At 66.7% G+C, this 12,470-nt stretch carries 9 protein-coding genes; 6 read left to right on the top strand and 3 right to left on the bottom strand.

Annotated elements, in window-relative coordinates:
• The first annotated feature begins 68 nt into the window (after positions 1–68).
• From metK to trmB, 3 genes are all read left to right on the top strand, one after another.
• A complete protein-coding gene (gene metK / locus ASE22_RS15425) occupies positions 69–1,283 on the top strand; it encodes a methionine adenosyltransferase (protein WP_056361485.1) in 1,215 nt (404 codons plus the stop codon).
• A 162-nt stretch (positions 1,284–1,445) separates the two neighbouring features.
• Complete coding sequence (locus tag ASE22_RS15430) at positions 1,446–2,015, top strand: class I SAM-dependent methyltransferase (protein ID WP_056362426.1); 570 nt, start codon at positions 1,446–1,448, stop codon at positions 2,013–2,015.
• A 34-nt stretch (positions 2,016–2,049) separates the two neighbouring features.
• Positions 2,050–2,742: a tRNA (guanine(46)-N(7))-methyltransferase TrmB gene (gene trmB, locus ASE22_RS15435; protein WP_056361488.1), complete on the top strand. Its 693-nt coding sequence runs from the start codon at positions 2,050–2,052 to the stop codon at positions 2,740–2,742.
• Between the two features lie 127 nt (positions 2,743–2,869).
• Here trmB and ASE22_RS15440 read toward each other — a convergent pair whose 3' ends face one another.
• Entirely contained in the window at positions 2,870–5,227 is a 2,358-nt protein-coding gene (locus ASE22_RS15440; RefSeq protein WP_235538169.1) for a cytochrome P450/oxidoreductase, read from the bottom strand.
• A gap of 73 nt (positions 5,228–5,300) precedes the next feature.
• Here ASE22_RS15440 and ASE22_RS15445 point away from each other — a divergent pair, with 73 nt between their 5' ends.
• Complete coding sequence (locus ASE22_RS15445; RefSeq protein ID WP_162254022.1) at positions 5,301–6,125, top strand: IclR family transcriptional regulator; 825 nt, start codon at positions 5,301–5,303, stop codon at positions 6,123–6,125.
• Between the two features lie 32 nt (positions 6,126–6,157).
• On the opposite strand, the gene ASE22_RS15450 is transcribed toward ASE22_RS15445, so the two are convergent.
• Positions 6,158–7,111 (bottom strand): dipeptide epimerase, encoded by a 954-nt coding sequence (locus ASE22_RS15450; protein ID WP_235536453.1) that lies wholly within the window; start codon positions 7,109–7,111, stop codon positions 6,158–6,160.
• Positions 7,112–7,295: 184 nt separating this feature from the next.
• A complete protein-coding gene (locus tag ASE22_RS15455) occupies positions 7,296–7,961 on the bottom strand; it encodes a helix-turn-helix domain-containing protein (protein ID WP_056361507.1) in 666 nt (221 codons plus the stop codon).
• A gap of 130 nt (positions 7,962–8,091) precedes the next feature.
• Between ASE22_RS15455 and ASE22_RS15460 the strand changes: the two genes are divergently transcribed.
• Positions 8,092–10,449 (top strand): TonB-dependent receptor, encoded by a 2,358-nt coding sequence (locus ASE22_RS15460; RefSeq protein WP_056361510.1) that lies wholly within the window; start codon positions 8,092–8,094, stop codon positions 10,447–10,449.
• On the top strand, positions 10,449–12,470 hold the full coding sequence (locus tag ASE22_RS15465) for a serine hydrolase domain-containing protein (protein WP_056361514.1): 2,022 nt from the start codon (positions 10,449–10,451) through the stop codon (positions 12,468–12,470). Before ASE22_RS15460 ends, ASE22_RS15465 begins: the two co-directional genes overlap by 1 nt.

Genomic DNA, 12,470 nt, shown 5'->3' on the forward strand with positions numbered 1-12,470 from the left:
CTTTATATCCTTATTTCCGTTCGCGCGGTATCGGGCGACGGTCATTCCAAGAAGGCTCATCGATATCCATGCGTAGCAACTATCTCTTCACCTCCGAAAGCGTGTCCGAAGGCCATCCCGACAAGGTCGCCGACCAGATCTCCGATGCGATCGTCGACCTGTTCCTGTCGAAGGACCCCGAGGCGCGCATCGCGTGCGAGACGCTGACGACCACCCAGCTCGTCGTGCTGGCGGGCGAAATCCGCTGCAAGGGCGTCTATGAGGATGGCGCCTGGGCCGCCGGCGCGCAGGAGGAGATCGAGAAGACCGTCCGCGAGACGGTCAAGCGCATCGGGTACGAGCAGGACGGCTTCCACTGGCAGAGCTTCCGCTTCGAGAACAACCTGCACGGCCAGTCGGCGCACATCGCCCAGGGCGTCGACGCCAGCGGCAACAAGGACGAAGGCGCCGGCGACCAGGGCATCATGTTCGGCTTCGCCTGCGACGAGACCCCGGACCTGATGCCGGCGACGCTCTACTACAGCCACAAGATCCTCGAGACGATGGCGGCCGACCGCCATTCGGGCGCCGCGCCCTTCCTCGAGCCCGACACCAAGAGCCAGGTCACGCTGCGCTTCGAGAATGGCAAGCCGGTCGCGGCGACCGCGGTGGTCGTCTCGACCCAGCACGGCAAGGGCTATGACGAGGGCGCCGGCGAGGCCGAGCTCAAGGCCTATGTGAAGAAGGTGGTGGCCGACGTTCTGCCGGCGGAGCTCCTGTCCGACCAGACCGTCTATCACATCAATCCGACCGGAAGCTTCGAGATCGGCGGCCCCGACGGCGACGCCGGCCTGACCGGCCGCAAGATCATCGTCGACACCTATGGCGGCGCGGCACCGCATGGCGGCGGCGCGTTCAGCGGCAAGGACCCGACGAAGGTCGATCGGTCGGCTGCCTATATCACCCGCTATCTGGCGAAGAACATCGTCGCCGCCGGTCTCGCCCGCCGCTGCACGATCCAGCTCGCCTATGCGATCGGCGTGTCGGAGCCGCTTTCGCTCTATGTCGACACCCATGGCACCTGCGCCGAGGGCGTGACCGACGCCGCGATCGAGACCGCGATCCAGGGGATCGAGGAGCTGGGCCGGCTCACCCCGCGCGGCATCCGCACCCATCTCGGCCTCAACAAGCCGATCTATCAGAAGACCGCGGCCTATGGCCATTTCGGCCGCAAGGCCGAAGGCGACTTCTTTCCCTGGGAACGGACCGATCTGGTCGACAAGCTCAAGGCGGCGCTCGCCTGACGTCGAACGGGGGCGGGCCATCCCGCCCCCTTTCGTCCTGCGGGGCGGGGCAGGCCAGGCTTCGCTTTAGCGCCGCCGATCGTCGCCGGTGCAGCAAAGTTCTTCCACCGGAAGCTACGACCCTCTAGGGCATCATCGTCTATGGCGACGCGGAGCATGCCCATGTCCGATCTGGCAGCCTTCCTGCGTGCCTGGGCGAAGGACCCGCTCGGCATAGCCGCCGTCGCGCCCTCGAGTCCGTCGCTTGCCCGGCTGATCACTGCCGAGATCGTGCCGGAGATGGCACCGGTGATCGAGCTGGGTCCGGGCACCGGCGTCTTCACCAAGGCGCTGCTCGCGCGCGGGCTCAAGCAGTCGGACCTCATCCTGATCGAATATGAAGCCGATTTCGCCAACCTTCTCGCCGCGCGCTTCCCGCAGGCGACGGTGCTGCGCGGCGACGCGGCGCGGGTCCGCCGCCATCGTGGACTGTTCGACGGCGAGCTGGCCGGGGCGACGATCTCCGGCCTGCCGATCCTCAACATGGGCGCGCGCCAGCAGATGATGATCATGCGTGGCTGCTTCGAGCTGATGCGCCCGGGCGGCCGCTTCTTCCAGTTCACCTACAGCCCGATCAGCCCGATCCGCCGGCCCGTGCTCGACCGGCTCGGCCTCAAGGCACGCCGCCTGTCGAGCACGCTCCGCAACCTGCCGCCCGCCGCTGTCTACGAGATCAGCCGCATCGATGAATGAAGTCGCACGAATGACCCCCGCTGAATGACCCCCAATGAATGACCCGCTGACGATCCGCCGCCTCTACGGCCGGCGCCAGGGACATAAGCTCCGCCCGGGCCAGTCCGAACTGGTCGAGCGGCTGCTGCCCGCAATCTCGGTGCCGGCGGCGGGCGACCTGACCGCCGGCGCGCTGTTCGGCGACGCCGAGGGAGCGGATCGCCCGCTCGAACTCGAGATCGGCTTCGGCAAAGGCGAGCATATGGCCTGGCAGGCGGGCCAGCGGCCCGGCCACGGCTTCATCGGCTGCGAGCCCTTCCTCGACGGCGTTGTCGGCGCCTTGATGAAGGTCGACGAACTCGGCCTCGCCAATGTCCGCATCCATATGGGCGATGCGATCGAGGTGCTCGAGCGCCTGCCCGACGCATCGCTCGAGCGGGCCTGGCTGCTCCACCCCGACCCGTGGCCCAAGGCGCGCCACGCCAAGCGCCGCTTCATGAACGCCGGACCGATCGGCCTGATCGCCCGCAAGATGAGGCCGGGCGGCGAGTTCCGCTTCGGCACCGACCATCCCGTCTATGTCCGCTGGGCGATGATGGTGATGGGCCAGTCGCCCGACTTCGAATGGCTAGGCGAGCATCCGTCCGACTTCCTCGTCCGCCCCGACGACTGGCCCGAAACGCGCTACGAGGCCAAGGCCCGGAGCAAGGGCCATGAGGTCTGGTATTTTCGGTACAGGCGGCGGTAGGGTTGGGCGGTTCAAGCTACCCCCCTGCCGTCATTGATTCCCTACGACAGACGCCCACCAACGGCGCGGCCGGGTGACGGCGATCGCGGACGTCGGCGGCCGTGGCGCACGGCGCGCATATCGCGGCTCACAGCGCGATGACCAGCTTCCCGCTTCGCGCCCGCGAGCAGCAGGCCATCATGCGGCGACCGGCGGCGCGCTCGGCCGCGGTCAGCACCGCGTCGCGGTGGTCGGGCTCGCCGGACAGGATCTCGACCTCGCAGGTACCGCACAGGCCTTCCTCGCAATCGCTGGGCAGGTCGATCCCGATGGCGCGCGCTGCCTCGAGCAGGCTCTGGCCGGCCTTCACCTCGATCGCGAGTTCGCTGTCGCGCAGCTCGACCTCGAAGGGTCGGTCGTCGGTGCGCTCGCCCTTGCCGGCGACGGCGAAGCGTTCGGCGTGGAGCCGGTCGGGACGATCCGCGACGAGCGCCTCGATCGCCGCCAGCAGCCGCTCCGGCCCGCAGGCGTAGATCCGGGCGTCGGCATCGTCCCGGACGATCCGCTCGAGATCGAGCCGCTGGCCATCGGCCTTGGCGTGGAGCACCGCCCTGCCCGCATGATCGCGCATCAGCCGCGCGAGATGACCGGCGGCCGCGCGCGATCGCACCGCATAATGCAGCACATAATCCTTGCCGATCTCCTTCAGCCGATCGGCCATCGCCAGGATCGGGGTTATGCCGATACCAGCGGCGATCAGCAGATAGCGGTCGAAGCCCTCGTCCAGCCGGAAATGGTTCCTCGGCCCGCGCATCCGCACCGTCATGCCGACATGGACCGCCTCGTGGATATGGTCCGATCCGCCTCGCCCGTTCCGATCGCGCAATATGCTGACCTGCAGGCCGCTCCGATCGGATGGACGGCCGCAGAGCGAATATTTGCGGACATAGTCCCCGACCATCAGGTCGATATGGGCGCCTGGCGTCCAGGCGGGCAGCGGATGTCCCCTGGCATCTTCGAGCGTGATCGTGACGATATCGTCGGCATCATGATCGACCGCCGTGACGCGCATGTCCCGCGCGCCGACATTGGCCGTCGGCGCACCGATCGGAAAATCTGCGTGCCTATCGAGGACCGATCGATCGTGCCGTTCGGGATTCCGCGCCGGATCCCAGCGCACCAGCAGATGATCGGGCCCCCGGAACGAGGTGTTCGGAAGATAGGTGAAGCTCTGGTCCGGCACCAGTTCGACATGCGGGATCCGGCGGCTGATCTCCTCGAAGAAAATGCGCATCTCCATGCGCGCCAGATTCTTCCCCATGCACTGGTGGCTGCCATAGCCGAAGGTCAGATGATCGGTGGTGTTGTGCCGATGGATGTCGAAGCGGTCCGGATCGTCGAAATGCCGTTCGTCGTGATTGGCCGAGCTGCTGACGATCAGCAGCCTGGCGCCGGCCGGAATGTCGACCTCCCCGATCCGCGCGTCGACGGTGGCGATCCGGCGCCAGGCGACGACGGACCCGGCATGGCGCAGGCATTCCTCCACGGCGTTCGGAATCAGCGAGGGGTCGGCGCAGATCGCGTCCCACGCACCGCGGTGCTCGAGCATCAGCCTGAAGGCGTTGGCCGCCGCGTGCGCCGTGGTCTCGTGCGCCGCTACGATACCCGCCATCATCATCGAGTGGAGGTAGGAATCGGTGACCACCTCGGGCAATTCCCGCTGTTGCCGGATTGCATATTGCATCCAGCCGGGCCCTTCGGGATCGGCCCGCATCCGGTCCAGCACATCGCCCGCGAACTGCCAGAACTTCCCGACCGCCTCGGCCACCGCCAGCTGTTCCTCGGGCCTGGGCCGTCCCCAGGTGTTGACCGTGTGCGCGATCGAATATTCGCGCAGCCGGCTCATGTCCTCCTCGGGCACGCCGAGGAAGTGCAGCGCGACGGTCAACGGGATTTCCCACAGCATGTCGTCGACCAGGTCAGCCTCGCCGCGATCGATCAAGCGATCGATGTAGCTCCGCGTCAGGCGCCGGACCATGGCTTCGTGGTGCGCGAGCTCTGCCGGCTCGAACGACTGCATCAGCGCGCGGCGGCGGGCCATGTGCGCGGGCTCGTCCTCGTTCACCAGCGTTCGGTTCATCGCATAGCCGTAGCGCGCGAGGACGGCGTTCGCCGCGTCGGAGGTGGGCGTCATCTTCTCCAGCGCGACCGCTGGCGAGAAGGTGATGTTATCGCGGAAGACCGCCTTCACATGCTCGTAGCGGCTGACAACCCAATAGCCGAGCTTCGGCGCGAAGAAGACCGGTTCCTGCTGGCGCGACCAGCGCAGGGCTTCGGCCGGGTCGAGCTGGTAGGGGCCGTCGAACATGTCGAAGTCCATCGCCCGATCCGAAGCCGGGCATCCGCGCGGCGACGCGGGCGGTGCGCCGACCGGACATCCGCCGCCCTGCCCGGCGCGCTGACGATCGGGATCGCTCACGACATTCTCCCACTCGAACCAACGCACGACCGGCCCATAAATCGACTGGTCAGGCGTATCTTTCTGAGATACGCGTATCTCAATGGGATATGATTTGCAATTGGATCGCTCTACCGACGATGGGGTCGGCGAAGAGGAAAGCCGGGGCGGCCTCGGCATCCAGTCGGTCGAGATCGGGATGGCCTTGCTGACGACGCTGGCGGGCGCCTTGCTGCCGCAATCGCCCGCAGGTCTCGCGCGTGCCTGTTCGATGTCGCGGACCAAGGCCCATCGCTATCTGACGAGTCTCGAACGGTGCGGCTATGTCGAGCGCGAGCCGGGATCGGGCCGCTACAGGCTCGGCGGCGCTTCGGTCCGTCTCGGGCTGGCCGCCCTCGCCCAGCTCGATTTCACCCGACTCGGATCGGAAAGCCTCCCCGCCGTCTGTCGCGATGCCGGAGAGACGGTATTCCTGTCGGTCTGGGGCCAGCATGGGCCGACGATCGTGCGGTGGGAGGAGACGGGGCAGCCGATCGCGGTGAACGTCCGCGTCGGCTCGGTGATGCCGTTGCTGCAATCCGCCACCGGCCAGGTCTATGGCGCCTTCCTGCCGCGGTCGGTGACCGATCCGCTGCTGGCGGAAGAACTCGGGCGCGGGCTGGGACGGAGCTTGGGAATCGAGTGCGGCGAAGACGCCACGCGGTTGTTCGCGCGGGTCGCCGATGCGCGGCTGGGCCGGGTGGCCGGTGCCTTCCTGCCCGGCATCCATTCGATATCTGTGCCGGTGTTCGACCAGGCGGGGAAACTCGCCGGAGCAATCACCGCGCTCGGCCTCGCCGGCGCCTTCGCGGAGGCCGACGACGGACGCGTGGTGACTATGCTCCGGCTCTGGGCACGGCGGCTGTCCGACCGTCTCGGCGCACCCGCCGACCCAGGAGACGCATGATCACGTCGTCGTGACCGGCGCCGGCGCGGTCGTCAGAGCCCGCCCCAGAAGTTGGAGGGGACGTCGAAGGCTCCATCGCTGTACATCTTCGAGCCTATGTCGTCCTCCGACAGGAACCAGGCTCCGTCGAGGTCGACGATCTCGCAGCACTGACCGACGATGAAGGCCGGTGCCATCGCAAGGCTCGATCCGGCCATGTTGCCGACCATCAGCCCGATCCCCAGCTTCCGCGCCAACTCGATCATGCGGAGCGCCTCGGTCAGCCCCCCGCATTTGTCGAGCTTGATGTTGACCACGTCGAAGCGGTGGCGATGCTCCTCCAATTCGACGCAGTCGAGAATGCTTTCGTCGGCGGCGACGGGCACGGGGCAGCGCCAGCCGTCGAGCGCGGCCTCCTCTCCCCGCCGGACCGGCTGTTCGAGCAGCGACACGCGCGTCTCGACCAGGATCTCGGCCAATGCGTCGAGTCCGCTCGCCCCATAGCCCTGATTGGCGTCGACCCCCAGCCAGATGTCGGGCCGTGCCTTGCGGACCACGCGCATCCGCGCCGTATCGGCGTCGAGGTCGCCGTCCAGCTTGAGCTTGAGCGCCTTGACGGGCGGGAAGCCAGCGAGGCGATCGAGGATCGTTTCCGGTGTGTCGGCCGGCAGCGTGAAGGTGGTGACCAGCGGGCGGACGCCGTCGAGTCCGGCGAGCCGCCAGACTGGCTGGCCCGTCTGCTGCGCTTCGAGATCCCATAGGGCGCAATCGAGCGCGTTGCGGGCACCGCCGGGGGGGAGCAGCCGCTGCAATTCGGCGCGCCCTGCCCCGCCCTCGATCGCGGCGCGTACCCGCTCGATCTCTTCCGCCATGTGGGCTGGATCGTCGTCGAGATAATAGACCCCGGCCGCCTCACCTCGCCCGGTGTCGCCGCCCTCCGCGATCGAGGCGACGACCGACGGCATCGAATCGAACTCATAGCCGGCGATCCGGAACGTTTCGCGCATCCGGTTTTCGATGCGCCGATGTGCCAGGGTCCGCCGGCTCACGGGCGGATTTCCGAAGAGGAAAGAATGGGAAGGGCGGCTGGCCCGGGCCGTGCCGGACGTTGGAAGATCGTTACCATGGCCACGACATCGCACAGCGTGCATCTCGTTTCAATATTAGAAACAAATTAGGCCAGCAGAAACATCACATATCGGGCGTGGCGATATCCTCGGGAGCAATGCCGTCCCAGCGCTGGCTTGCCGTTTCCGCGAAACGCTGGATGCCGGGCCCCGCGCAGATCGAGAGAACCTGGCAGGGCTCCTCGCTGACGCGAACATAGGCATGCGCCATTCCGCTGTCGAAGTAGATCGAGTCGCCCTGCTCCAGCCGCAGCGGGGCGTAGAGATCCGAGTGGAGTTCCATCGCCCCCGATACGACATAGAGATATTCCTCGCCTTCGTGCCGGGCTATGCCACGATATTCCTGCAGGCTGCGAGCCTCGACGTCGATGATCATCGGCACCATCATCTTGCCGAGAAGGTCCGCCGCTAGATAGCGGTGCTGGTAGCGCTCCGAACTCGACGCCGGCCATTTTCCGGCGCGTATGATGCTGCGGCGGCCCACGGCCTGAACGGCTGGACGTTCCGCCGGCGCCGCCGCGACGAGCGTGCCGATATCCACGTCCAGCGCCTGCGCCAGCAGGACGAGCTTGTCGTAGCTCATGCCCATCTTGCCGTTCTCGAGTTTCGACAATGTGGAGAAGGGCAGGCCCGTCCGGGTGGCGAGTTCGCGCAGGGTCAGCCCCTGCCTTAGGCGCGCGGCCCGGATCGCAATGCCGGGCAGGGAACTGTTCTGTGGTGTTTTTGCCATGATCTGTGGCGACGATTTCTATCGCAAACAAAGCCTCTTGTGAACTGGCGCGATGCCGTGCAAGAAAATCGTTGCCAAAATTGAAACAAGCGTCATTCTGAGAGAACGCGAAAAAATAGGGAGCTATGTAATGGCGGTGAAGCTGAAAGCGTTCTGTCTGGCCAGCGCGGCATTGATCGCGGTCGCGCCGGCGGCAGCGCAGCGGACCGACGCATCGAATCGGATGGTCTCGCCGGGGGGCGGCGACCAGATCGACGAGATCGTGGTGACGGCGCAGAAGCGGACCGAGCGGCTGCTCGATGTTCCCCAGTCGATCTCCGTGGTGTCGGCGGCGGCGCTTGAGCGACAGCAGGTCAGGAGCATCGCCGACTATGCGCAGCTCGTCCCAGGCCTGAACATTCAGCAGACCACGCCGGGCCAGGCCCGCGTCGTGCTGCGCGGCATCAACACCGGCGGCGCCAGCCCGACGGTCGCCATATACGTCGACGACATCCCCTTCGGCGCCAGCACCGGCCAAAGCAACGCCGCGAACTCGGCCAGCGACATCGATACCTTCGACATCGAGCGGATCGAGGTGCTGCGCGGCCCCCAAGGCACGTTGTACGGCGCCAATTCGCTCGGCGGCGTAGTCAAATATATCACGACGGCACCGAAGTTCGACAAATTCGAAGCCAAGGGGCAGGCCGGTATCGAAAGTGTCGACGGCGGCAATATGGGCTGGTCGGTCAACGGCGTGGTCAACCTCCCGGTTTCGGACCAGATCGCGGTGCGTGCCTCGGGCTATTATCGTCGCACCGGCGGCTTCATCGACACGCTGGGCCTGGCCCGCAAGGATGCCAATGATTTCGACAGCTATGGCGGCCGCGGCTCGGTGCTGCTCAAGCCGACCGAGACGCTGACGGTACAGCTCTCCGCGCTGTTTCAGAACCTGCGCGGCGACTCGCGGGCTTCGTTCGACGCCGATCCGGTGACCTTGAAGGCGCAGACGACCGATCCGGCGACAGGCGCCCCGGTCAAGGGCCTGACCCGCACCGAACTCTATGCCGAGAACACCAGCGCCGATTACCGGCTGTACGACGGCACGGTCGACTGGGACGCCGGCTTCGCGACGCTGACCTCGGTGACCAGCTACGGCAAGCTGAGCACGCTCGACAAAAGCGACGCCACTTATCAGCTGCCCGGCGTCGGCGACGCGATCTTCGGTACGGCCCCGAACACGCGCGGCATCCTCTTCCCGTCGCAGACCTCGAACAAGAAGTTCACCCAGGAACTGCGGCTGTCCTCTCCCGACAACGACAAGGTCGAATGGCTGGTCGGCGGCTATTTCACGCGCGAGAAGGGCCGGATCTACCAGCAATATATCCCATTCGACCTGGCCACCGGAGATCTCGTCGATCCCACGCTGGTGCTGCCGGTCGGCCCCGGCGGCGCGAACGTCTCCTTCCCGGACTTCCTGATCGCCCGGCTCGACTCGCTCTACAAGGAATATGCCGGCTTCGGCAGCGTGACGTGGCATGTCGCGCCGCGCTTCGACCTGACCGGTGGCGTTCGCTACAGCCACAACAAGCAGTCGACCACCCAGATCCTCGACGGTTCCTTCGTGCCGCTGTCGACGGGTGTCGTTGGCCCCGACATCAATCGTGGCAAATCGTCGGAAAACGTCTTCACCTGGTCCTTCTCGCCCCGCTTCGAGTTCAGCGACCATGCCTCGCTCTACGCGCGGGTTGCCAAGGGCTATCGCCCGGGTGGGCCGAACGTCGTGCCGCCGGGATCGGGGCCCGACTTCCCGCGCCAGTTCGATGCCGATACGCTGATCAGCTATGAGACCGGCATCCGCGCCGAGACCGCCGATCGCACCGTAATGGTCGATGCCTCGGTCTATTATCTCGACTGGAAGAACATCCAGACGACGGTCGTCTATCAGACCAGCATCGGCCCGATAAGCGGCGACGGCAATGGTGAGAAGGCCAGCAGCAAGGGTGCCGAGATCGCGGTCACGGTTCGCCCGACCCGCGGCTTCGAGGTTGCGGCCACGGTCGCCTATAACGATACCAAATTGAAGGCCGATCTGCCTGGTATCGACCTGGGCCTCGGGGCGCTGGTGGCACCGGGATTAAAGGGCGACTCACTCGCTTATGCGCCCGAATGGACCGCCAATGTCTCGGCCGACTATCGCTGGTCGCTGGGCGGCGACACCACCGCCTTCGTCGGCGGCAACATCCGCCTGATCAGCGACCAGGCCGGCGATTTCGACGCGCAGTATCGTTTCGATCAGGGCCGCCGCCTGACGCTCGACGGCTACGCCACGGTCGATCTGCGCGCCGGCTTCGAAACCGGACCCTTCAACGTCCAGGTCTATGTACGCAATCTCACCAACTCGCGCGGGCTGGTAAATGCGGGTCAATATCTGACCCGGCCGGGCACGCTCGTCCAGGCTTCGCCGATCCGCCCGCGGACCATCGGCGCCATTGTGGGAGCTTCGTTCTGATGACCCGATATCAGGGAAGCCCCGGCCGCTTCCACCGCCTGTTAAGGCGCGCGGGGGTGCTACTCGCCGCAATGGCGCTGCCCGCGACCGCGCAGTCGCCGACGGATCTCAATCCGGCGCGGACGGCGGTCGCCGCGACCGCGGCGCCGGTCGGGGCCGGGCCGGTCGTCACCGGCCGGAACACCGCCGCGCTCACGGCGGGCGACGTCAACGCCTGGCTCGACGGCTTCCTGCCCTATGCGCTCGACGCGGGTGCGGTCGCGGGCGCGGTGGTCGTCGTCGTCAAGGACGGACAGGTGCTCACCGCGCGCGGCTATGGCCATGCCGACATGCGCACCCGCAAGCCGGTCGACCCCGCCCGGACGCTGTTTCGTCCGGGCTCGATCTCCAAGCTGTTCACCTGGACGGCCGTCATGCAGCAGGTCCAGGCGGGCAAGCTCGACCTCGACCGCGACGTCAACGCCTATCTCGATTTCAAGATTCCCGAAGCCTATGGCAAGCCGATCACGCTGCGGCACCTCATGACGCACACGGCAGGCTTCGAGGAAACCGCCAAATATCTGATCGTCGAGAAGGCCTCGCAAAAGCACACGCTCGGCGAGGTGCTCAAACGCTGGGTGCCGACGCGCATCTACGCTCCCGGCGCGATGCCGGCCTACTCCAACTATGGCGCGTCGCTGGCGGGCTATATCGTCGAGCGCGTCTCGGGCGAGCGGTTCGAGGATTATGTGCAGCGGCACATCTTCACGCCGCTAGACATGCGCCACTCCAGCTTCGAACAGCCGCTGCCGGCCCGGCTCGCCCCGCTGCTTTCGAAGGGCTATGACCTGGCGTCGGAAGATCCCAGGCCGTTCGAGATCATCGAGATGGCACCGGCCGGGGCGCTCTCCTCGACGGGCGACGACATGGCGCGCTTCATGCTCGCCTTCCTCGACAATCGCGGCGCGCTGATCAGTCCCGCCATCCGCCAGCGGATGTTCGCCGACGTCAACCGGCCCATTCCCGGCCTGCCGGCGATGGCCCTCGGCTTCTATCATGAGGACCGGAACGGGCAGGTGATCGTCGGTCATGGCGGCGACACCAACTGGTTTCATTCCGACCTGCACCTGATCGTCGACCAGGGCGTCGGCCTCTACATGTCGTTCAACAGCGGCGGCAAGGACGCTGCGGCGCACGTCATCCGCCAGCGCATCTTCGAACAGTTCATGGACCGCTATTATCCCGACGAGCGGCCCGCGCCGCCGACGGTCGCGACCGCCCGGGACCATGGCCGCCTGCTGGCCGGCCATTATCTGAGCAGCCGCGCCTCGACCTCCAACTGGCTGCGCCTGGTCGGCATGCTGGGCGAGGCCGAGGTGAGCCTGAACCCGGACGACACCATCTCGGTGTCGGCGCTGACCAACCCGGCCGGCGTCCCCAAGCGCTGGCGCGAGGTTGCACCCTGGCAGTGGCGCGAGGTGGGCGGCACAAGCCTGCTCGGCGCGACGGTCGAGAATGGCAAGGTCACCAGCTTCTCGATCGGCGAGTTCGCACCGATCTTCCTCTTCCTTCCGGCGACCGCGGACATGGATGCCGGTTGGATCATCCCGACGATCCTCGCCGCGCTCGCGATCATGCTGCTGACCGCGCTCGCCTGGCCGGTCGTGGCGATCCTGCGCCGCGTCTACGGCCACCGCTCGCCGCTCGCTGGCCGCCCGTTGCTGCTCGACCGGGTGATGCGCGGCTCGGCCGTGGCGGCGCTGGCCGTGGCGGCGGGCTGGATGGGCATGCTCGGGGCGATCGACTCGGATGTCGGGCTGCTCGACGGCCGCCTCGACATCTGGATGCGGTTGATCCAGCTGATCGAGATCGTCGGCATCGTCGCGACGCTGGTCTCGGTCTACAACGCCTATATCACCGTCCGCAGTCCCGACCGCACGCTGTTCGCGAAGCTGTGGTCGGTGCTGGTGCCGCTCGCGGGGCTGTTCCTCGCCTGGATCGTGATCAGCAAGGGCCTGCTGACCTTCGGGCTAGACTATTGA

The sequence above is a fragment of the Sphingomonas sp. Root720 genome, from assembly GCF_001428605.1.
Taxonomy (GTDB): Bacteria; Pseudomonadota; Alphaproteobacteria; order Sphingomonadales; family Sphingomonadaceae; genus Rhizorhabdus.

Excerpts from the sequence above, each read along its gene's own strand:
- ASE22_RS15460 (WP_056361510.1), top strand. The coding sequence starts at position 8,092 with ATGGCGGTGAAGCTGAAAGCGTTCTGTCTGGCCAGCGCGGCATTGATC.
- ASE22_RS15430 (WP_056362426.1), top strand. The coding sequence starts at position 1,446 with ATGTCCGATCTGGCAGCCTTCCTGCGTGCCTGGGCGAAGGACCCGCTC.
- ASE22_RS15455 (WP_056361507.1), bottom strand. The coding sequence starts at position 7,961 with ATGGCAAAAACACCACAGAACAGTTCCCTGCCCGGCATTGCGATCCGG.
- metK (WP_056361485.1), top strand. The coding sequence starts at position 69 with ATGCGTAGCAACTATCTCTTCACCTCCGAAAGCGTGTCCGAAGGCCAT.
- trmB (WP_056361488.1), top strand. The coding sequence starts at position 2,050 with ATGAATGACCCGCTGACGATCCGCCGCCTCTACGGCCGGCGCCAGGGA.
- ASE22_RS15465 (WP_056361514.1), top strand. The coding sequence starts at position 10,449 with ATGACCCGATATCAGGGAAGCCCCGGCCGCTTCCACCGCCTGTTAAGG.
- ASE22_RS15450 (WP_235536453.1), bottom strand. The coding sequence starts at position 7,111 with ATGCGCGAAACGTTCCGGATCGCCGGCTATGAGTTCGATTCGATGCCG.